Source organism: Pseudomonas syringae KCTC 12500, from assembly GCF_000507185.2.
Classification (GTDB): domain Bacteria; phylum Pseudomonadota; class Gammaproteobacteria; order Pseudomonadales; family Pseudomonadaceae; genus Aquipseudomonas; species Aquipseudomonas syringae.
The window spans coordinates 3,662,295-3,686,977 of sequence record NZ_AYTM02000002.1; the positions used below are offsets into that span (position 1 = coordinate 3,662,295).

Consider the following 24,683-nt stretch of genomic DNA (forward strand, 5'->3'; position numbering starts at 1 on the left):
GCTTCGTCTGACCTGACCCGCGCACCCCGCTCGCGCAGTGCGCGGGCGTCCTGCACAAACCAAGTGCTCCGATTCAGACCATTTGATCTGTTTTGTTCCTCTCGATGGCGTCAGGTCGTTGTTCCATAGCGCTTTTCCTGTAATGGCATGGATGCTGCTAATGCCTGCCTGTGCGGTCCTCATCGGCCATTACCCTCAGGAAAACGTCTATGTACAAGAAACTGTTGCCCGGGACATTGTGTGCGGCCGTAGCGTTGGGAGCGGTCAGCCTTGCTCAGGCTGAAGGATTGACCCTCGAAGGGAAGCCGAAAATCGCCATGGTGTATATCAGCCCGCGCAATGACGGCGGCTGGACTCAGGCCTTCGACGAAGCACGCGTGAAGCTGGAAAAGGATCTGGATACCAAGATCCAGTACGTCGAGAGCGTGCCCGAGAACGCCGCGGCCATTACGCCGGTGGTCGACCGACTCATCGCCCGCGGTGCCAACATCATCGTCGGCACTGCATTTGGCTACTCCGACACCTTTCTTGCGCTGGCCAAGAAATACCCGAAAGTCGCGTTCCTCAACGGCTCGGGCACCACCAATGCACCCAACCTCGAATCGTTTTACGGGCGTACCTACGAAAGCCAGTACCTGTGCGGCATAGCCGCAGGCGCGGCCTCGAAGACCGGCAAGCTAGGGTTTGTCGCCGCCAACCCGTTTGGCCAGGTCAACTGGACCATCAACGCCTATGAACTGGGCGCCCGGCAGATCAATCCGAAGGCCACCGTCAACGTGGTCTATACCGGTGCATGGAACGACCCGGTCAAGGAACGCGCAGCAACCATGGCGCTGATCGACAACGGTGCCGATGTGGTCGGTCAGCACGTCGACAGCCCGACACCGCAGATCGTCGCACAGGAGCGCGGCATTCACGGCACCGGCCACCATCGCGACCTGAGCGAGTTCGCTCCCAAGGCGACGGTCTGCTCGTCGCTGTGGGTCTGGGATCGCTTCCTGGGGCCGGAGCTGAAGAAAATCATTGCCGGCAACTGGACGCCGCCCGCCAACGGCGCGCTGCTCTCGATGCAGCAGGGCGGCACCGATATCAAGCTGACTGCGGATGCGATCATTTCCGATGCGGACCGCAAGAAGATCGAGGCCGAGCGCGCCGAGCTGCTGGCCGGCAGAAAAATCATCTACAGCGGCCCGCTGGCCGATCGTGACGGCAAGGAGCGGGTCGCGGCCGGTCAGCAATTGTCTGACCCGGACCTGTGGAAAATGGACTGGTTCGTCGAAGGCGTGAAGACTCAGCAATGAGTCAGGTCAATGCGCTGCAACTCACCGGCATCAGCAAGTCGTTCGATGGCTTCAAGGCGCTGATCGATGCCGACTTCACCGCCTGCTGGGGTGAAGTGCATGCCCTGCTGGGCGAGAACGGTGCAGGCAAGTCCTCGCTGATGAATATCGCCGCCGGGCTGTACGCACCGGAAACCGGCACTCTGCTGCTGGACGATAACCCGGTTCAGCTTCAGGGGCCCAGGGACGCCAGCCGTTATCGGATCGGCATGGTCCACCAGCACTTCAAGCTGGTGAAGCCGTTCACAGTGGCGCAGAACATTCTCCTGGCACTGCCCGAGCAACCCGGCGAAGGCAGCTATCGCAAGCGGCTGCGTGCGCTGGAACAGGAGATCGTCGGCAAGGCCGAGGCGCTGGGGTTTGCGATTGACCCGGCGCGCACCGTCGACAGTCTGTCAGTCGCCGAGCAGCAGCGCGTCGAGATTCTCAAGGTGTTGCTCGCCGGTGCGCGGATTCTGATCCTCGACGAGCCCACGGCAGTGCTGACCGATCAGGAGGCCGAGCGTCTGCTGCTGACTGTTCAGGCATTCGCCCGGCAAGGCGCGGCGGTGGTTCTGGTCACGCACAAGATGGCTGACGTCAAACGCTATGCCGACCGGGTAACCGTGATGCGTGGCGGGCGCACCGTGCAGACCTTGGACCCGCAGAAGGTGAGTGTCGAGCAACTGGTGCAGCTCACGGTAGGTGAATCGGTGCCGGTTGCCGAGCATCAACCAGCGACACCAGGCGAGGTGCGTTTGCAGGTCAAGGACTTGCGCAGCGTCGGCAGCAGTACGCTCAACGGCGTCAACCTGAGCCTGCACGCCGGGCAGATTTACGGCATCGCAGGCGTGGGCGGCAACGGTCAGGCCGACCTGGCCAACGCCCTGATGGGGCTGCCGCAAGCCACTGAGGGTGAAATCCACATGGCCGGATTTGGCGATTTGCGCGGCGCGTCGGCCGACCAGCGTCGGCAGTTGCGCATTGCCTCGATCCCGGCCGACCGCTACGGCGCGGCGCTGGCCGGGTCGTTGTCGGTGGCCGAGAACTTTGCCATCGGCAATATTCACAGCGGGCAATACGGTTCTTTCTGGCGTCTCGGCTACAAGCGTCTGAAACAGGATGCGCAGCGCGCCGTGGCGGACTTCGACGTACAGGGCGTGCGCTCTCTCGATCAGAAAGCTGCGCTGTTGTCGGGAGGCAATGCCCAGAAGCTGGTGATCGCCCGCGAATTCAGCCGCGACCCGCAATTGGTGCTGGTGCACAGCCCGAGTCGGGGCCTGGATGTACGTGCCACACAGGCGGTGCATGCCCGTTTGCGGGCGGCGCGGGACGCGGGGGCTGCGGTGCTGGTGATCAGCGAGGATCTGGACGAAGTATTGGCCCTGGCTGACCGTGTCGGCGTGATGAACGGCGGGCGCATTGTTGCCGAGTTCGCGCACCCTGCCGACCGGCAAGCCATCGGCAAAGCGATGGTGAGCCATGACTGAATCAGCGCAACCAATGAAATCCGCACGGCAACCTTTGCTGGCGCGGCGCTACACCCTGGAGCTTCGTCAGCAGACCGGCTGGCTGTTGCAGGCGCTGATCATTGCCCTGGCGTTGCTGATCGGACTGACGATCTGCACTGTGATTCTGATTCTTGCCGGCGTGCCTGCCGACGAGCTGCTCAACGAGTTCGTCGTGCAGACAGTGTTCGATGCACAAAACTTCAAGGCAGTGTTGTTTCAGGCATCGCCGATGATTATGGTCGGGCTCGCCGGGTGCATGGCGTTTCGGGCACGTTTCTGGAACCTGGGTCTGGAAGGTCAGATGATCTGGGGGGCGATTGGCGCCACGGCGATCTCGCTGTTTCAGGTGGGCCCGGAGGCGTTGCGTCTGCCGCTGATGATGACGGCAGCCGTTATCTGCGGATTATTGTGGAGCCTGGGCCCGGTGCTGCTGAAGCTCAAGTGGCAGGTCAACGAGATCATCTCGACGCTGATGCTCAATTACATCGCTGCCAATTTCCTCCTGCACCTGGTGTACGGCAGTTGGAAAGACCCGCGAGACAACTTTCCCTATTCCCCCGCGTTTCAGAGCTTCGAGCGGCTGCCCGATCTGTTTGCCGGGTATAACGCGGCGATCCCTCTGGCGCTGCTGGTCACCGGTCTGACCCTGTGGTTCGTCGGTGTTTCGCGGGCCGGGTTGTATCTGCGCTTCGTCGATGCCAACCCGAAAGTCGCCGGCGCGGTGGGCGTGCCGGTGCGCAAGATGATCATCGGCACCGTGCTGCTGTCGGGCGCGCTGGCGGGGCTCGCAGGTTTTGTCGTGACTTCGGGGCAGGAAGGGCGCCTTACTCAGTCGTTCTATCAAGGCTACGGGTTTTCCGGGATTCTGATCGCCTTTCTGGCCCGCAACAATCCAGTGGCCGCAACCGTGGTCGCGCTGCTGATCGCCATGTTGTTCGTGGCCGGACGTAACCTGCAGGTGTTCTATCAGATTCCGTTTTCGATGGTGCAACTGATCCAGGCGATTCTGGTGATCTTCGTCGCGTCGTCGGACTTTTTCATCCGCCATCGCCTGCGGCGCATTCAGGCAGGAGAACGTTGATGGAGCTTATTTCCCACTGGCTGGGCAGCGCACCGGATTTTGCCGTGCCGTTCGCCCTGGCAGCGTTGGGCCTGATCCTCATCGAGCGCAGCGGTGTACTGGCGTTGGGCGTCGAAGGGCTGATGCTGGTCGGCGCACTGGCGGGCATCGGTATGCAGTTGAGCCTCGGCTCGCCTGGCCTTTCGCTGCTGGCGTCGATGGCGGCGGCAGGTCTGGCGTCGTTGCTGTTTGCGCTGATGGTGCTGGTGCTGCGGATCAATCAGGTGATCGCCGGGCTGGCGCTGGTGTTCTTTTGTCAGGGCTTGACCGGGCTGCTGGGCACTCTGCTGGGCTGGACCAACCGCCCGGTCAGCGGCTTGCAGGCGGTCGAGCTGTGGCCGTTGTCCGAGCTGCCCGTGGTAGGCCGGGTATTTGTGCAGAATCCGCTGGTGTACCTGACCGTGGTTATTTTCATCGCGGTGGTCTGGCTGCTCGATCGCACGCGCACCGGGCTGCGCCTACGCGCGGTGGGTGAGAACCCGCAGGCCGCCGATGCCGCAGGTATTTCCGTGCTCGGTTACCGCCTGGCGGCGATTGTCGCCGGTTCTGCGTTGATGGGGCTGGCCGGCGGTTTCATCGCCGTGCTCAGCACCAAGATATGGATCGCCGACATGACCGGCGGGCGCGGCTGGATTGCAGTTTCGCTGGTGATCTTTGCGCGCTGGTCGCCCTGGCGCGCGTTGGCCGGCGCTTTGCTGTTCGGCGGTATCGAGGCGCTGATTCCGCAATTGGCGGCAACCGGCGTGCGCCTGCCCCAGTATTTCGTCTTGATGACACCCTACGCGGTAACCCTGTTGGTCATGGTCTGGGTGGCGAGCGGCAAGCGTCAATCGAGCAGCCAGCCCGGTGCGCTGGGCGAACCTTACATTCGTGAGGAGCGCCGCTGAGCGGTGCGCGCAGAAGCCCGCAATACGGGCGGTTCAGCACGGGTTAAGGAATTTTTGATAGCGTGTATGCTCTAATCCGGTTATTAGCGTTCGTCAAAACCAGGAGCTCCTGAATGTTTACCTCGCGTCGTTTGATCATTGTCGCCACCGCCGTAGCCATGCTTTCCGGCTGTGCAACATCCAATCCCTATGACAATCAAGGCCAGGCGCAAAGCTCCGGTGGTATGAGCAAAACGGCCAAGTACGGCGGACTGGGCGCATTGGCCGGTGCGGTAGCCGGTGCGGCCATCGATCACAATCATCGCGGCAAGGGCGCCCTGATCGGCGCTGCAGTGGCGGGTGCCGCATCGGCGGGCTATGGCTACTATGCAGACAAGCAGGAAGCTGCGTTGCGCGAGAGCATGGCCAACACCGGTGTCGAGGTGCAGCGTGAGGGTGACCAGATCAAACTGATCATGCCGGGTAACATCACGTTCGCGACGGACTCTTCGGCCATTGCCAGCAGCTTCTATTCGCCGCTTAACAATCTGGCGAGCTCGCTCAAGCAGTTCAATCAGAACAACATTGAAATCGTCGGTTACACCGACAGCACCGGCAGCCGCCAGCACAACATGGACCTGTCGCAACAGCGCGCCCAGAGCGTCGCGACTTACCTGACCTCGCAAGGCGTCGATCAAGCGCACCTGTCAGTGCGCGGTGCAGGCCCTGATCAACCGATTGCCAGCAACGCCGACGTCAACGGCCGCGCCCAGAACCGTCGCGTAGAGGTTAACCTCAAGCCGATTCCGGGTCAGCAGTACTGATCGATGCCGCTCCGCTCGCAGACGGGTTGAATGCGGGTAAAGTGGGAGCGAGCTTGCTCGCGAAGGCGATGGCCTCTTCGCGAGCAAGCTCGCTCCCACTTCTCGCCAGTCAATATCAATGCTGCGCCGGATACTGCTCATGCAGGCTGTCCAGCAGCCGGTCTTTCTCTTCCCATAGCGTATTGATCCACTGCTGGAATTCCAGACGGTATTCGCCGTCCTGGTCGTAATTCTTGCCGAGAAACTGCTGCGGGATTTTGATCTCTTCGAAGTGCGCAACCACTTCCTTCACATTCCCGCACAGCAGGTCCCAGTAGCCGGGTTGTCCGCCAGGGTAGTGGATGGTCACGTTGATGATCGATTCCAGCTGTTCGCCCATCGCATCGAGCACGAAGGCAATGCCGCCAGCCTTGGGTTTGAGCAGGTGGCGGAACGGCGAGTTCTGTTGCGCGTGTTTGCCCGCGGTGAAGCGCGTGCCTTCGGCGAAGTTGAAAATCCCCACCGGGTTATGGCGAAACTTCGCGCAGGTGCGGCGGGTGGTTTCCAGGTCCTTGCCTTTCTTTTCCGGGTGTTTGGCAAGGTATGCCTTGGAGTAGCGCTTCATGAACGGAAAGCCCAGCGCCCACCACGCCAGACCGATCACCGGAACCCAGATCAACTCCTGCTTGAGGAAGAACTTCAAGGGGCGAATACGTCGGTTGAGCACGTACTGCAAGACCATGATGTCGACCCAGCTCTGGTGATTGCTGGTGACCAGGTACGAGTGATTGTAATCCAGCCCTTCCAGACCGCTCAGGTGCCAGCGGGTGTGGCACAGCAGTTTGATCCAGGCATTGTTGTTGCCAATCCAGGTTTCATGGATGTGGCTCATCAACCAGTCGGTGAAACGCTGTGCCGCAGAGAAGGGCAGACAGATCTTGAGGATCGTGACCGCGAACAGCACTGTGCAGCAGACGATGGTGTTCAGCGCCAGCAACAGCGAGGCAATGACGCCGCGTAACGGGGCAGGCAGAAAATCCATGAAGAAGACGGCTCCGCAAGTTATCGGAAGCCGCAGATTGCTCTGCGGCACTCGGGTCAGGTATCAGGACAGCGTGTCGGCCTGTATGGCTGTCAGCGCGATGGTGTAGACAATGTCGTCGACCTGCGCGCCGCGCGGCAGATCGTTCACCGGTTTGCGCAGGCCTTGTAGCATCGGGCCGAGGCTCACACAGTCGGCACTGCGTTGCACCGCTTTGTATGTGGTATTGCCGGTGTTCAGGTCCGGGAACACGAACACGTTGGCGCGTCCTGCGACCGCGCTGTCCGGAGCCAGCTGCCGGGCGACCTGTTCGTTTGCGGCCGCATCATACTGCAGCGGCCCGTCGATCAATAGATCGCGGCGGGTTTCGCGTGCCAACTGCGTCGCTTCGCGGACCTTCTCGACTTCTTCGCCGCTGGCCGAATTGCCGCTGGAGTAGCTGATCATCGCCACACGCGGCGAGATACCGAAGGCAGTGGCCGAGTCGGCGCTCTGCAAGGCAATCTCGGACAGCTCGCTGGCACTCGGATGCGGGTTCATGATGCAGTCGCCGTACATCAGCACCTGCTCGGGAAAGAGCATGAAGAATACTGAAGACACCAGCGTGCAGCCTGGCGCGGTCTTGATCAGCTGCAGGGCCGGTCGGATGGTGTTGGCGGTGGAATGAATGACGCCGGACACCAGCCCGTCGACCTCGTCCAGCGCCAGCATCACCGTACCGATCACCACCGGGTCTTCGAGCTGTTGCTCGGCCATGGGCGCGTTCAGGCTTTTGCTTTTGCGCAGCTCCACCATCGGCGCAACGTAGCGTTCGCGAATCAGGTCCGGGTCAAGAATTTCCAGCCCCTGCGGCAGCTCGATGCCGTGCGCCTGCGCAACGGCGTGCACGTCCTCGGGCCTGGCCAGCAACACGCAACGCGCGATACCGCGTGCCTGGCAGATCGCGGCAGCCTGAATGGTCAGCGGCTCGTTACCTTCAGGCAGCACGATGCGCTTGTTGGCCGCTTGCGCGCGCTGGATCAACTGATATCGAAACACCGCGGGCGACAGGCGCAGCTCGCGGGGTGTGCCGCAGCGCTGGTGCAGCCAGTTGGCGTCCAGGTGACTGGCAACGAAATCGGTGATGTTTTCCGCGCGCTCGCGGTCATCGATGGGGATTTCCTTGTTCAACTGATTCAGGCGATTTGCCGTGTCATACGAGCCGCTGCTGACCGACAGCACCGGCAGCCCCGCCTGCAGTGCGCCGCGGCACAGCTCCAGGATGCGTGGGTCGGGCACGGTATCGCTGGTCAGCAGGAGGCCGGCGAGCGGTACGCCGTTTATTGCCGCGAGGCTCACCGCCAGGATGATGTCGTCGCGGTCGCCCGGCGTCACCACCAGCACACCCGGCTTGAGCAGTGGTACCGTGTTGAGCACCGTCCGCGCACAAATGATGATTCTGGTCATGCGGCGCTGATCGTAGTCGCCTGCGTTCAGCACCTGCGCGCCGAGCAGCTCGGCCACATCGCGGGTACGTGGCGCGTTGAGTTCTGCGCGATACGGGATACAGCCCAGCAGGCGAAAGTCACCACTGCGCAGCAACGGCGAGTGTTCTTTGAGGCGCGAGGCGAAGACTTCCATGCTCTCTTCAGTGCGCACCTTGTTGAGTATCACCCCCAGCACCTTGGGGTCCTTGGGGCCGCCAAACAGCTGGGCCTGCAATTCGACCCTGCCCGACAGATCGGCGAGCACTTCGTTTTCCGGGGCAGAGACCAGAATGACTTCGGCATCCAGGCTCTTGGCCAAATGCAGATTGACCCGCGCGGCATAGCTCGCGCTACGGGTCGGGACCATGCCTTCGACGACCAGCACGTCCTTGCCGACAGCTGCCTGCTGATAAAGATTGATGATCTCTTCGAGCAGTTCATCCAGTTGACCATCACCGAGCATGCGCTCGACATGCGCCAGCCCCAAAGGCTTGGGCGGCTTGAGGCCGTGGGTGCGAGCCATCAGCTCGGTCGAACGCTCGGGGCCCAGATCGCCGGGGTGTGGCTGGGCGATCGGTTTGAAAAAGCCTACTTTCAAGCCGGCGCGCTCCAGCGTGCGCACCAGTCCCAGGCTGATGGAGGTCAACCCCACGCCAAAGTCAGTGGGGGCGATAAAAAAAGTCTGCATACTGGCTTCTCGATTGAGCAGTGCAAGGGGTCGCAGCACATAGGGAACCGCCGCCGACCGAAAAAGTCCGGAAACCGTCTAACGCGATTTCTCTGCGGCAAGACTATCGTTATCTGTGGCATTCGCACACCAGCCGCAACAAAAGGCCTGACCTCTCATCTGACTGCGTTGCAGCGGGTCCAGCACCCAGGGGCGTGACTGCCACGGAGGGTCATGACGCAGGTGCTGGGTATGGCCGCACGACAGCAGCGCAAACCAGTGACCGTGCTCGTCCTGTCTCAAATCGATAACGATTGAACCTTTCAAAGCGGGCCGTCCGTCAGAGTTGCGTTCGCTTTCGGGCGATTGCTTGGTTAAACTTGCCCGTTCTTCAATCTTAAGCAAAAGGTCTTGTCCCCATGCCGATCGCCGCCAATAAGGCTGTCTCCATTGACTATACCCTGACCAACGACGCTGGTGAGGTCATCGACAGTTCTGCCGGTGCTGCGCCGCTGGTTTACCTGCACGGTGCAGGCAACATCATCCCGGGCCTGGAAAAGGCACTGGAAGGCAAGGAAGTAGGCGACCAGCTGAACGTTGCCGTCGAGCCCGAAGACGCCTACGGTGAGTACTCGGCCGAACTGGTCAGCACCCTGAGCAGCAGCATGTTCGAAGGCGTCGACAAGCTCGAAGTCGGCATGCAGTTTCACGCTTCTGGTCCGGATGGCGGCATGCAGATCGTGACCATCCGTGATCTGGAAGGCGACGATGTTACCGTTGACGGCAACCATCCGCTCGCGGGTCAGCGCCTGAACTTCGACGTGAAGGTTGTGGCCATCCGTGATGCCAGTGAAGAAGAAATGGCTCACGGCCATGTTCACGGTGAAGGCGGTCATCAACACTGATTTGTGCTGCTAAGCTCAGGCACTGAAAAGGCGCCCTGGCTGTTCTGCGATGACGACTTTCGTTACGCGTGCGGTCACGGTGCCTTTTTTCGGGTTATAGCCTGGGGCGACTTGTTTCAAAAGGGGTTCTCATGAGTGCTTTTCACGACATCAAATTGAAAGCGCTGGGTGGCCAGGAACTGCCGCTGGCGAATTTCAGGAACAAAGTGGTTCTGGTGGTCAACGTCGCGTCCAAATGCGGGCTCACACCGCAGTACGCAGCACTTGAAAACCTCTATCAGCAGTACAAGGACAAGGGCCTTGAGATACTGGGGCTGCCGTGCAACCAGTTTGCCGGGCAGGAACCGGGTACCGAGCAAGAGATCGCCGAGTTTTGCCAACTCAACTACGGCGTGACGTTTACGCTGGGTGAAAAACTCGACGTCAACGGCCCTAACCGTCACTCGCTTTACCGTTTGCTCGCGGGCGAGGGTGCCGAGTTTCCCGGGGATATCACCTGGAACTTCGAAAAGTTTCTGGTCGGCAAGAACGGTGGTGTAAGCGCACGTTTTTCTCCGCGTACCACTCCGGATGATCCTGCCGTGATCCAGGCCATTGAAAAGGCCCTGGCGCAAAGCTGATCATGTGGCCGGGGTAGCATTTTGCGTTCGCCCGGCTTTCTTGCGCGCTCGTCGCTTCTGAACTCAGATCAGCCAGATCAATAGTACTGGGCCACCGCTGACGCCCGGCGATATTCTGCGCGCCTGATGGCAATCGACCATTTCACAGGAGTTGCGCATGTCGGCAGAAGCCTTGTTCACGCCTTTCCGTCTGGGCAGCCTGGAGCTGTCATCGCGTGTGGTCATGGCTCCCATGACCCGCTCGTTCTCGCCAGGGCACGTGCCCAACTCGAAGGTCGTCGAATACTACCGGCGGCGCGCTGCTGCAGGTGTCGGGCTGATTATCACCGAAGGTACGACGGTCAATCACAAGGCCTCCAACGGTTATCAGAACGTCCCGCAGTTTTTCGGTGAAGCGCCACTGGCCGGCTGGCGCAAGGTGGTCGAGGCAGTGCATGCGGAGGGCGGCAGGATCGTCCCGCAACTCTGGCACGTCGGCGCTGTTCGCCGTCCTGGCACCGAGCCGGACGGCAGCGTGCCTGCCTATGGGCCGATGGAAAAGGTCAAGGACGCTCAGGTGCTGGTGCATGGCATGAGCAAGCAGGACATCGACGAAATAGTGGCTGCCTTTGCCCAGGCTGCCGTCGATGCCAAGGCGATGGGCATGGACGGTGTCGAAATTCATGGCGCTCACGGTTACCTGATCGATCAGTTCTTCTGGGAGGGCAGCAATCAACGCAGCGACGAGTACGGCGGCAGCCTCGCCAACCGCTCACGTTTTGCTCTCGAACTGATCAAGGCCGTGCGCGCCGCTGTGGGCCCGGATTACCCAATCATTTTCCGTTTCTCACAATGGAAACAGCAGGATTACACCGCGCGCCTGGTGCAAACGCCTGAGGCGCTGGGCGAGTTTCTGCAGCCTCTGGCTGATGCTGGTGTGGATATCTTTCATTGCTCTACCCGGCGTTTCTGGGAGCCTGAGTTCGAAGGCTCCGACCTGAACCTGGCGGGCTGGACGCGCAAGCTGACTGGCAAACCGACCATCACAGTCGGCAGCGTCGGACTGGACGGTGAGTTCCTGCAATTTATGGTCGACACCGACAAGGTCGCTCAACCTGCCAGCCTGGAAAATCTGCTGAAGCGGCTGGGCAACGACGAGTTCGATCTGGTGGCGGTGGGGCGTGCGCTGCTGGTCGATCCGGATTGGGCACTGAAAGTGCGCGAGGGCCGTGAGCAGGACATCCTGCCCTTCAGTCGAGACGCACTGGCGACACTGGCCTGATCTTCTTGCTGGCTACCGGCCTGATCTCTTTGACGCTTGCCGCGTGATGGCTCGGGCAGGCCTCGCGCAATTGACGCTCGAACTGATCGATGACTGCTGTCCAGCCCTGGCGACTGGCATGTTGCCGGGCATTGAGGCGCACGCGGCGCAATGTCTCACTGTCCTCCAGCAACCAGCGCGCCGAGTCGATGAACGCCGCCTCGTCCCCCGGCATGGCCAACGCACCATTGTGGCCGTGGCGGATATGCTGCCCGGCTGCGGCTTCATCGTAGGCGACCACGCCCAGGCCTGAGGCGAGTGCTTCGAGAACTACGTTGCCGAAGGTTTCGGTGAGGCTGGGGAACAGAAACATATCGGCCGAGGCATAGTGCGTCGCCAGCACCTCGCCGCGCTGGGTGCCGCAGAAAATCGCATCCGGGATTTGCTGTTCCAGCTGCGGGCGTTGAGGCCCGTCGCCAACCACCACCAGTTTCAGATTACGTTGCGGGTAACTGTCTTTGAGCGCCTCGAAGCAGGCTTTGAGCAGGCTCAGGTTTTTTTCTGGGGCAAGCCGGCCAACATGCAGGACCGCAACATCATCGGCTTGCAGACCCCAGTTCTCGCGCAGAAGCTGCGAGCGTCTGGACGGGCTGAACAATTGACTGTCGACGCCACGCGACAACAGCTCGATCCTCTCAAAGCCACGTCGCTCCAGCTCGACCTTCTGACTGATGCTGGGTACCAGCGTCATGCGCGACCGATTGTGGAACCAGCGCAGGTAGTGCGTCAGCAAGCGGGTGATGAAACCCATGCCGTACTGCTGCGTGTACTGCGGGAAGTTGGTATGAAAGCCACTGATCACCGCAATCCCCAGCCGCCGCGCTGCGCGCAGTGCCGAGAGCCCCAGCGGACCTTCCGTGGCTATGTACAGCACATCCGGCCGACGCCGTTGCCAGCGCCGCAGCAGCTTGTGCATCGAAGACTGACCCCACTGCAACCCCGGGTAACCCGGTATCGGCCAGCCCCGGCAGAGCAGCAGATCCTCTGCCGTGCCCGCGCCGATCTCGTCGTTCTGACGTGGCCGGACCAGCTCGACCCGATGCCCGCGCAACCGCAACCCTTCACACAGCCGCCCCAGGGTATTGGCGACGCCGTTGATCTCGGGAGTAAAGGTTTCAGTGATCAGGGTGACATTAAGAATTTGGCTCATGAGAGCAGTGTCGACTGATTACATTTCGGTTATGTGGCGGTTATGTGATGGATTGGTGATAGGGCGTCGGTAAGGTGAGCAAGTTGGCGTGAGACTGCGCGGAATAGTTAATAGGTAAACGCATAGGCTGTACAACCCAACGGGGTGACATTAGGAAATGGCGAAACATTGTCGGTATGGGTCATTTGAAAGTCCCTCGCGCATGCTCCATTGCCGCAGGCATAGGCACGAAGTCTTTATCCTCCACAATGAATCTGCGTTGTTCGATAGTCATGCTATCCATGAAGCGATTTGAGCGGGGGATTGCCGAACTGCCGAGTGTTGCGGGTAATGCGACTGGAGGTTTTTTCTCCGTATGTGTGATGGCTGCGTTCAACAGGCTTGCAAACTGACCTGAACGGTTTTCCGGTAGTCTTTCGAGGGATGCCGGTCGGTAGGAGAAGAGTTGTTCTGCGGCAGATTCTGTTTTTATTTCCATAGCGATTACTCCTGTTTTTTTAAAGCAGGAGAGCAAGGATGATGCCATATTCAATATATTGCTTGTTCCTACATCGTTGCGATCTTGTATTAGAGGTCGGGAAGATATGTCCTACACAATATTCCTACGTGTAATGTTTTTTCATATCTCGGCAAGCAGTGTCTGGTTGTGGCAAGTCGTTGCCGTTACACGGAATGGAGTTCTATAAGCTGCTTGTAAGAATGCTGATATATCGCTGTAAGAAGTTTCCATTTTAATGCTGAAGTGCCGAACAGATAACTCGTTATCTGTTCGGCACGCTCTCAGGCCGAGTCGTCACTCAGCCAGTCAAGCAGGGCACTCAGCCCAGATCACGAACCAGTTGGCCGATCACTTCGCCCACTTTGGCCAGATCCGGTGCCGCCAGACGATGTTCATCGGCGTACGAATACGCCACGGTGAACAGGCCGGCGGTGCGGGTGGAATAAGCAGGGGCGTCTTTTTCGAAAACACGGTTCGCGGCTTCGGCAGTCAGCGACGTTGAGCTGATGACGATGCGTTCTTCGGGGTCGTTCACACCGTTGATGTAAACTTCGTCCGGCTTGATCGACCATTCGGCCAGTTCACTGACCAGAAAGGCGCGGATCTTTTCCTGAACGGTTGCGTTGTCAGCGGCCAGTGCAGCAGGATTTACTTGAGCATTCATGATTTAACTTCCTTGTTAAGTTCATGTGTCGCCGGGTTTCATGGAAGCTGGCTTCACATGAACGGATTGATTGAGGCCCCATTTAGCCCCAGCTGGCAGGGTGAGTTGCGGTGCATATTTATATGCGTGTGATTTTTTTCTTCGGGAGTGCCGAACCGCATGGCGCGGTCCGGCAGGTTGGCATTCAGCCGCGTGCGTGGGTCACCGGCAACGCATCCGCGCCACGTTCGCGCACCCAGAACAGCGTTGCAGCGGCCACTGCAGCAGGCATCATCAGCAGATTGACCACCGGGATCAGCAAGGCAACGTAGACGATGCCGCCAAAGCTCAGGCTCTGCCAGCGTTTGCTCTTCAGCCAGCCGAGCATTTCGTTCCAGCCCAGTTTGTGGTTATCGGCGGGGTAGTCGATGTACTGGATCGCCATCATCCACACCCCGAACAATAGCCATAGCGGGGCGGCGATGATGTTGGCGACCGGGATGAACGACAGGATGAACAGGCCGAGCATGCGCGGCAGCATGTAGCCCAGCTTGCGCGCTTCGCGGGCTAGGGTGCGGGGCACCATGGCGACCAGTTCGGCCCAGCTGAAATCGGGCGATTCGTCTACACCGCGAATCACGGCTTCGACCTTTTCGGACAGAAACCCGTTGAACGGTGCGGCGATGATGTTGGCGACCATGGTGAAGGTGAAAAACACCATCAGCAGCACCAGCGCCACGAACAGTGGCCAGAGGATGTAACTGAGAAAACTCAGCCAGTGAGGCAGGGTCGGCATGAAGGTGTCGACCCATAGCTCGAACTGGTGCACCGCCAGATAGATCAGGCCGCAAAACAACACCACATTGATGCTCAATGGAAGTAGAACGAACAAGCGCAAACCAGGGCTGAGGACCAGTTTCAGGCCCTCTCTCAGGTATTGCGGGCCAGTAAGGGCGGGAGCGGGCATGGGAGTCTCCGAGTGCTTGAAAGGCGTGACCTTACCGGCTTTGTGATGGCCATGAAAGAGCGGAGCGCTGACGGTTTTTGAGCATGCCAGACTTGTGGCGTATCCTTGACGAAGGAAGACTATCCGATTGGCTCGCCACTCATGCGCCGCTTCCAGGCGCCTGCGCTATAGAAGTGACCTATAGGGTGGATTGTGAAACGATATTTCCTTAACCTCTGCGGCCCCGATAGGCTGTTCGGCAATCTAAGACCTGTCCTTAAGGTCAGAATTTTCAGGACCTGCCGAACCAAATGACGCTTCCCCAAGCGTTTCGGTGGTCCTTTTTATCCAGCCGTCCCGACCGCGGCGTAAACGGTCGGTCGATAGGAGTGTGTCATGTCAGACGTACGTCATTCCCGAGTGATCATTCTCGGTTCCGGCCCTGCCGGTTACAGCGCTGCGGTTTACGCCGCTCGCGCCAACCTCAAGCCCCTGCTGATCACCGGCATGCAGGCTGGCGGCCAATTGACCACGACTACAGAAGTTGATAACTGGCCAGGCGACCCGCACGGCCTGACCGGTCCTGCCCTGATGGAACGCATGCGTGAGCATGCCGAGCGTTTTGAGACTGAAATTGTCTTTGACCACATCAATTCCGTTGATCTGGCCGGCAAGCCGTTCAGTCTGCAGGGCGATAGCGCAACCTACACCTGCGACGCTCTGATCATTGCCACCGGCGCCAGCGCCCGCTACCTGGGTCTGCCTTCGGAAGAAGCGTTCATGGGCAAGGGTGTTTCTGCCTGCGCCACATGCGACGGTTTCTTTTATCGCAACCGTGAAGTCGCGGTGGTCGGTGGTGGTAACACGGCGGTTGAAGAGGCGCTGTATCTGGCCAACATCGCCAGCAAGGTGACCCTGGTTCACCGTCGTGAAACCTTCCGCGCCGAGAAGATCCTGATCGACAAGCTGCACGCACGTGTCGCCGAAGGCAAGATCGAGCTCAAGCTCAATGCCACGCTGGACGAAGTCCTGGGTGACAACATGGGCGTGACCGGTGCGCGTCTGAAAAACAACGACGGCAGCAGCAGCGAGCTGAAAGTCGACGGTGTGTTCATCGCGATCGGTCACACGCCGAACACTTCGTTGTTCGACGGCCAGCTGGCCTTGAAAGACGGTTACATGGTTGTGCAGGGTGGCCGCGAAGGCAACGCTACGGCGACCAGCGTCGAAGGCGTATTCGCTGCCGGTGACGTGGCTGACCACGTGTATCGCCAGGCCATTACTTCGGCTGGTGCAGGCTGCATGGCGGCACTGGACGTCGAGCGCTACCTGGACGGTCTGGCTGACGTATCGTTCTGATCGTTGCCGTCCGATTCACTATCGTGCCAATGCTCTGCATTGGCACGAAGTTCGTGACGCTCTGCTGGATATATCTGCGCCGCGCGACAAAGAGCAGCGGCACTCAAGCTCTCGATCAAGCCTTGCGCTTGAGCGGCTCGCCTTCAAACTTGACACCTGCCAGACCCTTCGCGATCAGTGCACGGATATTGCCGTGATCGCTGCCTTCAGGCGTGGCTTGCACCGAGCGGTAATGCTCGCCGAACGCCAGCAGTGCCTCTTCGTCAGTCAGGCCTTCCAGTAATGCCAGGCCCAGGGTCTTGCACGACCCTTCGTTTTGCCCCGCAGCATTGTCGACGTCGCCGTTTCTGAAGGCCTGAGGCTGGTAGTCGTAGCCTTCGGCGATGAACGCCAGGGTATCGGCAAACGCATGCTCGCCGCTGCGCAGGCTGGCGCGCAGGGAATTCAGATCAGTCATGTTGTTTGGTTTCCTTGACGAACGCCGCCTGTTGTTCGGCGTTCGCTTCTTTCTGGTAGCTGGCTTTCCACTCGCTGTACGGCATGCCATAAACCACTTCACGCGCATCATCGAGGCTGAGGTCGATCTGCTTTTCGTCAGCGGCGGCCTTGTACCACTTGGACAGGCAGTTACGGCAGAAGCCGGACAGGTTCATCAGGTCGATGTTCTGGACATCCTTGCGGCTGTCCAGATGCGCGACCAGTCGGCGGAAGGCTGCAGCTTCGAGTTCGAGGCGTTCTTGCTCGGTCATGACGGGCTCTTTTCAGTAGACGGTTGGCGTCATGATAAGAGTTTCAGCGTTGACCGGCGAGCGTGATCGACACCGATTCGGCAAAGCGCAGGGCATGCGGCTTGTCGACTTCCACTTCAGCGTAGGTCACCGCCTCGTGGCTCATCACCAGATCCAGCACTTCCTGGGTCAGTCGTTCCAGCAGGGCAAAGCGATTGCCCTCGACATGCTGGATGATGGCCTTGGTGATGGTGCGATAGTTGAGGGCATGCTCGATGTCGTTATCCCGAACGGCTTCCTGAGCGGCATAGAGAATCGTCAGGTTGATCAGCACGTCCTGTTTGTTGAGGATTTCGTCCTCGTTGATGCCGATGAACGTGCGCAAACGCAGGTCCTTGACCCGGATGCGCGCGGTGCCAGGTTCGAGTCTTGCCATTATTGTCTGCTCCGTCCGATCAATTGCAGAAACTCCATGCGCGTGGTGCTCGAGTCACGGAAGGCGCCCAGCATCACTGACGTATTCATGGTCGAGTTCTGCTTTTCGACGCCGCGCATCATCATGCACATGTGCTGCGCCTCAATGACCACGGCCACACCGGCGGCTCCGGTGACTTTCTGAATCGCATCGGCAATCTGCTTGGTCAGATTTTCCTGAATCTGCAGACGTCGGGCAAACATGTCGACGATGCGTGCGATCTTCGACAGGCCCAGCACCTTGCCGGTCGGAATGTACGCCACATGCGCCTTGCCTATGAACGGCAGCAGGTGATGCTCGCAAAGCGAGTACAGCTCGATGTTCTGGACGATGACCATTTCATCGTTGTCGGAGGCGAACAAAGCGCCATTGACGATTTCTTCGACACTCTGGGTGTAGCCGTGACACAGGTACTGCATGGCTTTGGAAGCGCGTTTCGGGGTGTCCAGCAGACCTTCGCGGTCTGGATCTTCACCAAGGCCGAGCAGAATGTCTCGATAGTGCTGTGGCAGGGACGAACTCATCAGAATGATCCTCGGGGCGGCTTACTTGACGTGCCGTCCGCCGTTTACGGTCAGTGTTGTGCCGGTGACATAGGTGCTGTCCAGAAGATAGCGCAGGCTCTGGTAAATCACCTCTGCACCAGGCTCTATGCCCAGGGCCGACTTGGCCAGGGCGTTGGCGCGGTAGGCCGCATCGTCCTTGGGTTGAAACATCAACAGCGCCGGTGCTATGCCGTTGACTTTGACAAGCGGGGCGAATCTGGCAGCGAAGGACAGCGTCAGGCTTTCCAGGCCGGCCTTGGTTGCGCAGTAGGCGATGTGCTTGCTGCTGCCCTTGCGGGTCACGTCATCGCTGATATGCACGATGTCAGCGACCTCACTGGCGGTCAGCAACGACTCGCAATGCAGATTGATCAGGTAGGGCGCGAGCATGTGCACGCTGAACATGCGGGTGAAGTTTTCGGCTTCATCGCCCGGTGTTTCTGCCAGCCACTCGGAAGCGTTGTGGACGATGGCCCGCAGGCTCGAGGTCTGGGTTTTCAACAGCTCGACAAACGCCATGATCCCGGCCTCACAGGAAAAATCCCCGTGGATGGCCACTGCTCCCGCCTGGCGCAGTTCCGTCACACTTTCGTGCTCGGTGCGATAACTGATGATCACCCGCTGCCCGTGTTCCAGCAGACGCAAGGCGCAATGCAGGCCCACGCGCTGGCTGGCGCCGGTGATCAGGATCGGTGCAGAAGACATTGCCATCGACAGCTCGCGTATCGGTTATCCGTAGTGGACGGGGATTGTACGGTCGATTGTTTCTTCCGGTTTACAGGCAAAGTTATACCAGAGAATTTTTTTGTACAACCCTGGACATCATGAAACTCGCCGACGCAGTGCTCGCAGGCGCTGAGCACAGGGAGGTTTAGGAAACGGGCGGGGCTGGGAAGCGACCAAGACCTGTACCGAGGTGTAAAGGTGTACAGGTCTTTATGAGCTTAACGAGGGGAAGGTGATTGCGTCGGGCGTGCTGGTGCAGGCGTGCTCTGCAGCCAGGGTGCCAGCAGGCGCGTGGACAGCGGGATAAACAGGTAGACCATTAGTGGGGTGAGCACCGCCGTGCTGATCATGATGCGCGGCAACAGGTCCAGATGGTTGAGCAGGGGGCCGAGTAGAAAATTGAAGATCAGCGACACGGGGAAAAACGCCAGCCAGATTGCGACAGCCTGTTTCCAGCGTGGCGGACGCTGGTCGATTGCGCCGAACCAGCCGTCGATGCCGCTGACCCGATGCTCCGAGGGTTGTGCGAAAAGACCGCTGCCGCGCACCAGCCAGGAGCGTCGAGAGGCGGAATGCTCCCAGGCGTGCATGGTGTGCTCATCGGTAAAGCGGAAAATGATCTGAAATTCGTCATCGCCGGGCGGGGGAGCCAGTACCCCTGAACCCAGATACCCCGGAAAGTCCGTGGCCAACTGTTCGCCTTCGTGCAGCCAGGCCATCATTTCATGGTAGCGACCCTGCGCCACGCGGCGGGCAACCATCAAGGTGACGGGTGAGGTAGACATTGTATATCTCCGGTAGAGGCGTGAAATTCCCGGGTAGGGAGGTCACGTGCCGCGATCCGGGATGGTGGATCGCGACAGCTTCACGTGAACAGCAAGCAAGGATTATTCCTGAAACGCTGAGAGACCGGTAGAGCGTTGCCGGGCAGGCGGATTACTTGTGTAAGGATGGATGTTTGCGACGATGCTCTTGCAGGATGTACTGGCGCAAGCGTTCGGCATCGTCCTTGCCATGTTTGCTGAAATGATAGGCGCCGACGTTTTGCCCGATCATTCGCTCCAGCTTGCCGCGCATCGGAATGGGCGCTTGCCCTGGCGGGTTGAACCAGGCGGAAAAATTTCTCGGCAGCTTGCCTTCCTTGCGGTACTCGAGCAGCGCACCCTTGAACGAGAGCTCATGAACCCAGAGCGCCGTGAGTGCGCCCTTTTCGGTTTCCAGAGGGATCGGCTCTTCCAGCACAAGCCGCCATGGGCGGATCTTCGGACCTTCCTCGAAAATACTCGGTGCGCCGAGCTCCAGATGCAGCGCGTGGAATTCGTCCTCGACCAGATGCAGAGGGAAGTTCATCTGCTGATTCTCGAACTGCGCATGGATCGTGACCTGCTCATGAGCGGCCAGCTTCGTCAGCAGATCCTGGATCTGGATGCCGCCATTGACCAGCAGACTGCGCGTACTGTCACGTACGTTCAACTGGGGGTTGCGCTGCATGCTCTGGATAAAATCCAGCTCAGCCTGGGTGAGAAGTGAATCAGGTTGCATGGGCGGAGGCTCGGTCTAACCGGTTATTGAGAACAAAGACCATTGATTCCGCAAAGTGTTCTGGCCATCCGTCATATTTTTTCATTCAAGTGTTTCAACTCTGCTGTGCTTCTTCGGGCAGATCCGAAGGCAGAATGGTCCGTAGAAAATTCAGACGGCATTCTAAGGCATAATGTTTCACTTTTTTAAGCTGCTGCAGGAATAACCATGAAAGTCGCCATCGTGTGTGGAACGGTCTACGGATCGGCCGAGGAAGTTGCCAGACACGCCGCCGCACTGTTGCGTGCCGCCGGCCATGAGACCCTCGTCAATCCGCGCCTCATGTTGCCGGAGCTGCTGGCCTTCGAGCCTCAGGCGCTGCTTGCTGTGACGTCGACTACCGGGATGGGCGAGTTGCCCGACAACCTCATGCCTCTTTATGCAGCGCTGCGCGACAATCTGCCAGGCCAACTGCGTGGATTGCCTGGCGGGGTGATTGCACTGGGCGATGCCAGTTACGGAGACACCTTTTGCGCCGGCGGTGAGCAGATGCGTGAACTGTTCGTTGAGTTGGGCGTTAGCGAAGTACAGGACATGTTGCGTCTGGACGGAAGTGAAAGCGTCACCCCGGAAACCGACGCCGAGCCGTGGCTGGAAGCGTTCATCAAGCACCTGGGCTGAAAATATCGCGCTCCTTTATGGGGAATGATTCCGCACTGCGGGTGTTGATTGTGGCCGTGCAGGGCGTGGACGACACTCATCGCAACGTATTCTTGAGGCATGGAGCCAGCGATGAGCGAGTCAGTGCGTTTTGACGATAAAGTCGTGATTGTGACCGGCGCAGGGGGGGGGGCTGGGTTGGGCTCATGCGCTGCTGTTTGCGAAACACGGCGCGCGAGTGGTGGTCAACGACCTGGGTGGTTCGGCGCATGGCGAAGGGGCCAGCGCGTCTGCCGCCGATCTCGTGGTGGCCGAGATTCGCGCGGCAGGCGGCACTGCGATAGCCAACCATGATTCGGTGACCGAGGGCGGCCGCATTGTGCAGCATGCGCTGGACGCATTCGGGCGCATCGATGTGCTGGTCAACAACGCTGGCATTCTGCGTGACAAGACCTTCGCCAACATGGAGGACGCCGACTGGGACCTGGTCTATCGCGTCCATGTCGAGGGAGCCTACAAAGTCACCCATGCCGCCTGGCCTTATCTGCGCGAGCAGAATGACGGGCGGGTGATCTTCACGTCATCGACGTCCGGTATCTACGGCAACTTCGGGCAAGCCAATTACGCGACGGCCAAGCTGGGGCTTTACGGGCTGACCCACACCCTCGCGCTGGAAGGTCGCAAGCACCGCATCTTCGTCAACGCCATAGCGCCGACGGGCGGTACACGCATGACCGAGGGGCTGATCCCCGCCAATGTTTTCGAGCTGCTCAAACCCGAACTGGTCAGCCCGTTGGTGGTGTACCTGTGCAGCGAACAATGCCAAAGCAGTGGCGAGTTGTTCGAAGTGGGTGGTGGCTGGATCGGCAAGGTCCGTTGGCAGCGCAGTCAGGGAGCCTGTTTCGACCCGCACACAGGTTTCAGCCCTGAAGACGTTGCGGCGCAGTGGCAGGCGATTGGTGATTTTGCCAACGCTGCGCACCCTGCCGACACTGGCGAGGCGTTGCAGGAAATGATGGCCAACCTGCAGAAGTACGTTAAATAAACAGCCTCTGGACGTTGCTGCAAGACCGCGGTTATCAGTTGAGCGTGCGCGCTTATTCACGCTGACGGCTTGATTATGTGTGAGAAGTTTCACCGAGTTATGTAAGTGCTGTCTTGTGACGCGGTAAGGTAGGTATGGATTTTTTCACGCCTATCAATCATGCCGTGCTGGCCCCGATATGAAGTTCGAACACATTCATATCTGGAGTGACACATGGGCAAATCAATATGGGGCGACTTTCCGCCGGTAAACATCGCGGCGCCTCCTGAACGCGTCAAGGTCAAGAAGGCTGCGGCACAGGTAACCCAAGTGCTTCAGGAGGTGGGCGAAAACTCGATTGCGCTCAATTCCCTGGCGATGGAAAAGCGCAAGATGAAACCGCTGTTCAAGGGCTTCAACCCCGAACAGATAACCCCCAAGGATCTCAACAAAGCGGGGATGATCCTGTACAAGTTCGGCATGATCGATAATCACACCGCCGAGCTGATGAGTCGCGCAGGCGATGAGTTCGACAAGAACGGCAAACTGGTCGACCCCAGCAAGGAGATCAACGCGCTGGAGTTTTTTGCCAATCGGATCATCGACATGAAAGAGAAAGCGCTGAGCGGTGATCCATACGCCAATGTGCTCTTGCCTGACTACATCAAGACCATCCATATCCTGCAGAATCTTCAGGTGTTTGCCGAGTCGGGTGACAGTTACGAGATGCGCAAGATCAAGGACATGGAAAGCAAGGGGCTGATCAAAAGAACGCCGAATGCCAAGGGCTGAGGCACGTTGCACGGCGTAAACGCGCAGCGCGTTAAAAACTGTGGGCAATAAAAAAGGCCGCTGCACAGAGACCTGCACGGCGGCCAAACAAAACGCAGGATCAAGGGAGCTTGCAAATCCACGTCGATTTAACGCGCGCAGGTTAACCGCCATCACGCGTCTGAAAAATCCCCGCGCAGGATATGCAGCATTACCCGGCAGGTAACAATTCGCAGCGAATGAGCAGGGTGCTCAATGAACGCGATGGTTTGCCGGCAAGCGGCTCAGGCGCTCGGCGAGCTGGAGTCTTTGCAGTGGGTCTTCACTGAGCAGCAGCGCGCGTTCCAGATCGAAGCGTTCGGCCTGTGGGCATTCGAGATACTGGTACAGACTGGCGCGAGCCACGTGATCGCTGCTGGTGGCCTGGCCCAGTTCGACGATGAGGTCTGCATCCTTGAGCGCCGCGAGAACGTTATCGTTGATCTGGTGCAGGTGCCGCAGGTTGCGCGACAACCGTTGCATCATGCTGGTCGGGTTGGCACGTGTCATATGCTCGGCGCGCAGTTGCATGGTCGGGCCGAACTGCCTGATCAACAGCTCGCGGCAGTCGGCTGGATAGAGCCTGCGCCCGCTGCAGGGGTCGAGCAGGTGATCGGCACCCGGCACGCGCAACAGGAAGTGGCCCGGGAAGTTAACGCCTTCCATGGCGATGTCCAGGCGCCGCGCGATCTCCAGCGCGATCATTGCCAGCCCCAGTGGCTGGCCTCGACGCTGCTCCAGGATCTTGTGCAAAAGGGCCGAATCGGGTTTGGGAGGGTTCCAGTCATCCTGCTGAAAACCCAGGGCGTTGAGTTGGCGCAACAGCGGCTGGGCGAGTTCAGGCGCAGGCAGAACAGGCAGCGCCGCGTTTATCTGGCGCTGCAACCGATCCATTTCGCTCATCACCTCATGCCACGCGAAGTGCGCGTCATGTTCGCTCGACACCCACAACGCAGCTTCAAACACCGAGGGCGGTGTCTGTTGCAGGCAGGCCAGGCAATGCTGACGTGGCGTCATGGACCACTCCGTGCGGCTCGAAATCCAGTGCGAAGACTCTTTGTAGCCCTGTGCGCGAATTTCGTCCAGCGCCACTTGTTTCTACTTGTTCAGGGCTTCTATCAGGTCGGGTGTCACATAGTGCGGACCGTCGAACAGATACAGCGGATAGCCATCGAAGGCGGCGATCTGCGGTTTCAGTTCGGCCGCCGTTGCCGGGCGGAAGCCGCCGCCTAGCTGCGGGCGAAAGGCTTCGACGATGATTCTCACGCGATTCTTGCCCAGCCGCTGGCGCAGGGCGTCGGCGTAGGTCCGGGCGACCGGAGCGGTGCGTGCATAGACACCCACGCCATCCTGAAAGAACACGCCGATATCGTCCGGCAGCCAGGTTTTCAGCCAGTCCGCCGTGGCGGCGGGCCCGATATTGGCGCCGTCGTAGACGCTGATCCACAACGGTCTGGGCAGTTTCGCCAGCAGAGCGGGTAACTCCTTGGCACGACTCCAGCTGGGATCGACTTCGGCGGGGAAGTACCAGCCGGTGACATTGAGCGGCGTTTTCACCTTGGCCAGTTGTGCCGAAAGCACCGCCAGTTGCTCGATATTGTCCCGTGAGCGGGTTTCGCTGAAGTACCCGGCCAGCCCGAGGATCACCTCCTGCGCCCAGGGCTCCTTGCCGATGCGTGTCCAGTCCGGCAACACCGGCACACTGGCCATCGAGGTGCCCGGTATGAACGACTGATCATCGACCGCCGTCCACTGCACGAGCAATTGCCGTGCGCCGAGCCTGTCCCAGTTACCGCTTATGCCTACCGTTGCGTTATCCGGTTGCCAGACGATGCCGACCACGCCCGGCCCCTTGGGCTGAATCAGCACATACAGCTCGCTGGTGCCGAGGGCGATTGCCCCGACCAGCAAGGCGGCCAGCGAGGTCTTGACCAGTGTCGCCTGTCGCAGCAGTGCGGCCAGAGCCTTCAAACATTAC

27 protein-coding genes and 1 pseudogene are annotated in these 24,683 nt (G+C 59.6%); 12 read left to right on the plus strand and 16 right to left on the minus strand.

Annotated elements, in window-relative coordinates; genetic code table 11:
- Positions 1 to 209: 209 nt before the first annotated feature.
- The 5 genes from V476_RS16675 (at position 210) to V476_RS16695 (ending at position 5,640) form a co-directional block, all read left to right on the plus strand.
- Entirely contained in the window at positions 210 to 1,301 is a 1,092-nt protein-coding gene (locus V476_RS16675) for a BMP family ABC transporter substrate-binding protein (RefSeq protein ID WP_024959491.1), read from the plus strand.
- Positions 1,298 to 2,809, plus strand: coding sequence for an ABC transporter ATP-binding protein (locus tag V476_RS16680; protein ID WP_024959492.1), 1,512 nt, complete (start codon positions 1,298 to 1,300; stop codon positions 2,807 to 2,809). Before V476_RS16675 ends, V476_RS16680 begins: the two co-directional genes overlap by 4 nt.
- Positions 2,802 to 3,911: an ABC transporter permease gene (locus V476_RS16685; RefSeq protein ID WP_024959493.1), complete on the plus strand. Its 1,110-nt coding sequence runs from the start codon at positions 2,802 to 2,804 to the stop codon at positions 3,909 to 3,911. Before V476_RS16680 ends, V476_RS16685 begins: the two co-directional genes overlap by 8 nt.
- Positions 3,911 to 4,837, plus strand: coding sequence for an ABC transporter permease (locus V476_RS16690; protein ID WP_024959494.1), 927 nt, complete (start codon positions 3,911 to 3,913; stop codon positions 4,835 to 4,837). Before V476_RS16685 ends, V476_RS16690 begins: the two co-directional genes overlap by 1 nt.
- 113 nt (positions 4,838 to 4,950) lie before the next feature.
- Positions 4,951 to 5,640 (plus strand): YiaD family glycine zipper/OmpA-like lipoprotein, encoded by a 690-nt coding sequence (locus V476_RS16695; protein WP_024959495.1) that lies wholly within the window; start codon positions 4,951 to 4,953, stop codon positions 5,638 to 5,640.
- Positions 5,641 to 5,755: 115 nt separating this feature from the next.
- On the opposite strand, the gene V476_RS16700 is transcribed toward V476_RS16695, so the two are convergent.
- The 3 genes from V476_RS16700 to V476_RS27395 form a co-directional block, all read right to left on the minus strand.
- Positions 5,756 to 6,661: a 1-acylglycerol-3-phosphate O-acyltransferase, YihG family gene (locus V476_RS16700; RefSeq protein WP_003421724.1), complete on the minus strand. Its 906-nt coding sequence runs from the start codon at positions 6,659 to 6,661 to the stop codon at positions 5,756 to 5,758.
- A 63-nt stretch (positions 6,662 to 6,724) separates the two neighbouring features.
- Positions 6,725 to 8,815 carry a phosphate acetyltransferase gene (pta, locus tag V476_RS16705; protein WP_024683339.1) on the minus strand — a complete coding sequence of 697 codons (2,091 nt, stop codon included), beginning with the start codon at positions 8,813 to 8,815 and terminating at the stop codon, positions 6,725 to 6,727.
- A 78-nt stretch (positions 8,816 to 8,893) separates the two neighbouring features.
- Positions 8,894 to 9,199, minus strand: coding sequence for a DUF3565 domain-containing protein (locus V476_RS27395; RefSeq protein WP_003346184.1), 306 nt, complete (start codon positions 9,197 to 9,199; stop codon positions 8,894 to 8,896).
- Between the two features lie 14 nt (positions 9,200 to 9,213).
- Here V476_RS27395 and V476_RS16710 point away from each other — a divergent pair, with 14 nt between their 5' ends.
- The 3 genes from V476_RS16710 (at position 9,214) to V476_RS16720 (ending at position 11,580) form a co-directional block, all read left to right on the plus strand.
- Positions 9,214 to 9,699 (plus strand): FKBP-type peptidyl-prolyl cis-trans isomerase, encoded by a 486-nt coding sequence (locus tag V476_RS16710; RefSeq protein WP_024959496.1) that lies wholly within the window; start codon positions 9,214 to 9,216, stop codon positions 9,697 to 9,699.
- 131 nt (positions 9,700 to 9,830) lie between these two features.
- Positions 9,831 to 10,319, plus strand: a complete 489-nt coding sequence (locus V476_RS16715) for a glutathione peroxidase (RefSeq protein WP_003316994.1) — start codon at positions 9,831 to 9,833, stop codon at positions 10,317 to 10,319.
- Positions 10,320 to 10,476: 157 nt separating this feature from the next.
- Positions 10,477 to 11,580, plus strand: a complete 1,104-nt coding sequence (locus tag V476_RS16720) for an NADH:flavin oxidoreductase (protein ID WP_024959497.1) — start codon at positions 10,477 to 10,479, stop codon at positions 11,578 to 11,580.
- Here V476_RS16720 and V476_RS16725 read toward each other — a convergent pair.
- The 4 genes from V476_RS16725 to cysZ form a co-directional block, all read right to left on the minus strand.
- A complete protein-coding gene (locus tag V476_RS16725) occupies positions 11,549 to 12,769 on the minus strand; it encodes a glycosyltransferase family 4 protein (protein ID WP_024959498.1) in 1,221 nt (406 codons plus the stop codon). The genes V476_RS16720 and V476_RS16725 overlap by 32 nt on opposite strands.
- Before the next feature lie 181 nt (positions 12,770 to 12,950).
- Positions 12,951 to 13,247: a hypothetical protein gene (locus tag V476_RS16730; protein WP_024959499.1), complete on the minus strand. Its 297-nt coding sequence runs from the start codon at positions 13,245 to 13,247 to the stop codon at positions 12,951 to 12,953.
- A gap of 340 nt (positions 13,248 to 13,587) precedes the next feature.
- Positions 13,588 to 13,932, minus strand: a complete 345-nt coding sequence (locus tag V476_RS16735; protein WP_024959500.1) for a hypothetical protein — start codon at positions 13,930 to 13,932, stop codon at positions 13,588 to 13,590.
- A gap of 184 nt (positions 13,933 to 14,116) precedes the next feature.
- The gene (cysZ, locus tag V476_RS16740) at positions 14,117 to 14,878 is read right to left on the minus strand and encodes a sulfate transporter CysZ (protein ID WP_010424709.1); all 762 of its coding nucleotides are present in this window, start codon (positions 14,876 to 14,878) and stop codon (positions 14,117 to 14,119) included.
- 375 nt (positions 14,879 to 15,253) lie between these two features.
- Here cysZ and trxB point away from each other — a divergent pair, with 375 nt between their 5' ends.
- Entirely contained in the window at positions 15,254 to 16,216 is a 963-nt protein-coding gene (trxB, locus tag V476_RS16745; RefSeq protein ID WP_003316986.1) for a thioredoxin-disulfide reductase, read from the plus strand.
- A gap of 115 nt (positions 16,217 to 16,331) precedes the next feature.
- Here trxB and V476_RS16750 read toward each other — a convergent pair whose 3' ends face one another.
- The 7 genes from V476_RS16750 to V476_RS16780 all read right to left on the minus strand — a co-directional run bounded on the left by V476_RS16750 (position 16,332) and on the right by V476_RS16780 (position 20,232).
- Positions 16,332 to 16,673 carry a HopJ type III effector protein gene (locus tag V476_RS16750; protein WP_024650093.1) on the minus strand — a complete coding sequence of 114 codons (342 nt, stop codon included), beginning with the start codon at positions 16,671 to 16,673 and terminating at the stop codon, positions 16,332 to 16,334.
- The gene (locus tag V476_RS16755; protein ID WP_024959501.1) at positions 16,666 to 16,965 is read right to left on the minus strand and encodes a DUF1244 domain-containing protein; all 300 of its coding nucleotides are present in this window, start codon (positions 16,963 to 16,965) and stop codon (positions 16,666 to 16,668) included. Before V476_RS16755 ends, V476_RS16750 begins: the two co-directional genes overlap by 8 nt.
- Positions 16,966 to 17,008: 43 nt before the next feature.
- On the minus strand, positions 17,009 to 17,380 hold the full coding sequence (gene folX / locus V476_RS16760; RefSeq protein ID WP_003316983.1) for a dihydroneopterin triphosphate 2'-epimerase: 372 nt from the start codon (positions 17,378 to 17,380) through the stop codon (positions 17,009 to 17,011).
- Positions 17,380 to 17,943 (minus strand): GTP cyclohydrolase I FolE, encoded by a 564-nt coding sequence (folE, locus tag V476_RS16765; RefSeq protein WP_003346200.1) that lies wholly within the window; start codon positions 17,941 to 17,943, stop codon positions 17,380 to 17,382. The genes folX and folE overlap by 1 nt, the downstream gene beginning before the upstream one ends.
- Before the next feature lie 21 nt (positions 17,944 to 17,964).
- Positions 17,965 to 18,675 carry a dihydromonapterin reductase gene (gene folM / locus V476_RS16770; RefSeq protein ID WP_003346202.1) on the minus strand — a complete coding sequence of 237 codons (711 nt, stop codon included), beginning with the start codon at positions 18,673 to 18,675 and terminating at the stop codon, positions 17,965 to 17,967.
- Between the two features lie 233 nt (positions 18,676 to 18,908).
- The gene (locus V476_RS16775) at positions 18,909 to 19,475 is read right to left on the minus strand and encodes a putative antibiotic biosynthesis monooxygenase (protein ID WP_003346204.1); all 567 of its coding nucleotides are present in this window, start codon (positions 19,473 to 19,475) and stop codon (positions 18,909 to 18,911) included.
- Between the two features lie 151 nt (positions 19,476 to 19,626).
- The gene (locus tag V476_RS16780) at positions 19,627 to 20,232 is read right to left on the minus strand and encodes a hypothetical protein (protein ID WP_003316979.1); all 606 of its coding nucleotides are present in this window, start codon (positions 20,230 to 20,232) and stop codon (positions 19,627 to 19,629) included.
- Between the two features lie 207 nt (positions 20,233 to 20,439).
- Here V476_RS16780 and V476_RS16785 point away from each other — a divergent pair, with 207 nt between their 5' ends.
- The 3 genes and pseudogenes from V476_RS16785 (at position 20,440) to V476_RS16795 (ending at position 22,687) form a co-directional block, all read left to right on the plus strand.
- Positions 20,440 to 20,892, plus strand: a complete 453-nt coding sequence (locus V476_RS16785) for a flavodoxin (RefSeq protein ID WP_024959502.1) — start codon at positions 20,440 to 20,442, stop codon at positions 20,890 to 20,892.
- A 111-nt stretch (positions 20,893 to 21,003) separates the two neighbouring features.
- Positions 21,004 to 21,916 (plus strand): annotated as a pseudogene (locus V476_RS16790) (SDR family oxidoreductase).
- Between the two features lie 213 nt (positions 21,917 to 22,129).
- The gene (locus tag V476_RS16795; RefSeq protein WP_004419067.1) at positions 22,130 to 22,687 is read left to right on the plus strand and encodes a hypothetical protein; all 558 of its coding nucleotides are present in this window, start codon (positions 22,130 to 22,132) and stop codon (positions 22,685 to 22,687) included.
- Positions 22,688 to 22,918: 231 nt separating this feature from the next.
- Here V476_RS16795 and V476_RS16800 read toward each other — a convergent pair whose 3' ends face one another.
- Together V476_RS16800 and V476_RS16805 are read right to left on the minus strand one after the other, a co-directional pair.
- On the minus strand, positions 22,919 to 23,722 hold the full coding sequence (locus V476_RS16800; RefSeq protein ID WP_024959503.1) for a SirB1 family protein: 804 nt from the start codon (positions 23,720 to 23,722) through the stop codon (positions 22,919 to 22,921).
- 81 nt (positions 23,723 to 23,803) lie between these two features.
- Entirely contained in the window at positions 23,804 to 24,676 is an 873-nt protein-coding gene (locus tag V476_RS16805; RefSeq protein ID WP_024959504.1) for an alpha-amylase family protein, read from the minus strand.
- Positions 24,677 to 24,683: the final 7 nt, after the last annotated feature.

What these genes read in the sequence shown, in the direction of transcription:
- V476_RS16725 (WP_024959498.1), bottom strand. Translation starts at nt 12,769, where the DNA reads ATGAGCCAAATTCTTAATGTCACCCTGATCACTGAAACCTTTACTCCC.
- V476_RS16730 (WP_024959499.1), bottom strand. Translation starts at nt 13,247, where the DNA reads ATGGAAATAAAAACAGAATCTGCCGCAGAACAACTCTTCTCCTACCGA.
- cysZ (WP_010424709.1), bottom strand. Translation starts at nt 14,878, where the DNA reads ATGCCCGCTCCCGCCCTTACTGGCCCGCAATACCTGAGAGAGGGCCTG.
- V476_RS16750 (WP_024650093.1), bottom strand. Translation starts at nt 16,673, where the DNA reads ATGACTGATCTGAATTCCCTGCGCGCCAGCCTGCGCAGCGGCGAGCAT.
- V476_RS16785 (WP_024959502.1), top strand. Translation starts at nt 20,440, where the DNA reads ATGAAAGTCGCCATCGTGTGTGGAACGGTCTACGGATCGGCCGAGGAA.
- V476_RS16800 (WP_024959503.1), bottom strand. Translation starts at nt 23,722, where the DNA reads ATGACGCCACGTCAGCATTGCCTGGCCTGCCTGCAACAGACACCGCCC.
- V476_RS16755 (WP_024959501.1), bottom strand. Translation starts at nt 16,965, where the DNA reads ATGACCGAGCAAGAACGCCTCGAACTCGAAGCTGCAGCCTTCCGCCGA.
- folE (WP_003346200.1), bottom strand. Translation starts at nt 17,943, where the DNA reads ATGAGTTCGTCCCTGCCACAGCACTATCGAGACATTCTGCTCGGCCTT.
- V476_RS16710 (WP_024959496.1), top strand. Translation starts at nt 9,214, where the DNA reads ATGCCGATCGCCGCCAATAAGGCTGTCTCCATTGACTATACCCTGACC.
- V476_RS16715 (WP_003316994.1), top strand. Translation starts at nt 9,831, where the DNA reads ATGAGTGCTTTTCACGACATCAAATTGAAAGCGCTGGGTGGCCAGGAA.
- V476_RS16780 (WP_003316979.1), bottom strand. Translation starts at nt 20,232, where the DNA reads ATGCAACCTGATTCACTTCTCACCCAGGCTGAGCTGGATTTTATCCAG.
- V476_RS16700 (WP_003421724.1), bottom strand. Translation starts at nt 6,661, where the DNA reads ATGGATTTTCTGCCTGCCCCGTTACGCGGCGTCATTGCCTCGCTGTTG.
- V476_RS16675 (WP_024959491.1), top strand. Translation starts at nt 210, where the DNA reads ATGTACAAGAAACTGTTGCCCGGGACATTGTGTGCGGCCGTAGCGTTG.
- V476_RS16685 (WP_024959493.1), top strand. Translation starts at nt 2,802, where the DNA reads ATGACTGAATCAGCGCAACCAATGAAATCCGCACGGCAACCTTTGCTG.
- folX (WP_003316983.1), bottom strand. Translation starts at nt 17,380, where the DNA reads ATGGCAAGACTCGAACCTGGCACCGCGCGCATCCGGGTCAAGGACCTG.
- V476_RS16720 (WP_024959497.1), top strand. Translation starts at nt 10,477, where the DNA reads ATGTCGGCAGAAGCCTTGTTCACGCCTTTCCGTCTGGGCAGCCTGGAG.
- V476_RS16795 (WP_004419067.1), top strand. Translation starts at nt 22,130, where the DNA reads ATGGGCAAATCAATATGGGGCGACTTTCCGCCGGTAAACATCGCGGCG.
- V476_RS16775 (WP_003346204.1), bottom strand. Translation starts at nt 19,475, where the DNA reads ATGTCTACCTCACCCGTCACCTTGATGGTTGCCCGCCGCGTGGCGCAG.
- V476_RS16735 (WP_024959500.1), bottom strand. Translation starts at nt 13,932, where the DNA reads ATGAATGCTCAAGTAAATCCTGCTGCACTGGCCGCTGACAACGCAACC.
- V476_RS16695 (WP_024959495.1), top strand. Translation starts at nt 4,951, where the DNA reads ATGTTTACCTCGCGTCGTTTGATCATTGTCGCCACCGCCGTAGCCATG.
- folM (WP_003346202.1), bottom strand. Translation starts at nt 18,675, where the DNA reads ATGGCAATGTCTTCTGCACCGATCCTGATCACCGGCGCCAGCCAGCGC.
- V476_RS16690 (WP_024959494.1), top strand. Translation starts at nt 3,911, where the DNA reads ATGGAGCTTATTTCCCACTGGCTGGGCAGCGCACCGGATTTTGCCGTG.
- V476_RS16680 (WP_024959492.1), top strand. Translation starts at nt 1,298, where the DNA reads ATGAGTCAGGTCAATGCGCTGCAACTCACCGGCATCAGCAAGTCGTTC.
- trxB (WP_003316986.1), top strand. Translation starts at nt 15,254, where the DNA reads ATGTCAGACGTACGTCATTCCCGAGTGATCATTCTCGGTTCCGGCCCT.
- pta (WP_024683339.1), bottom strand. Translation starts at nt 8,815, where the DNA reads ATGCAGACTTTTTTTATCGCCCCCACTGACTTTGGCGTGGGGTTGACC.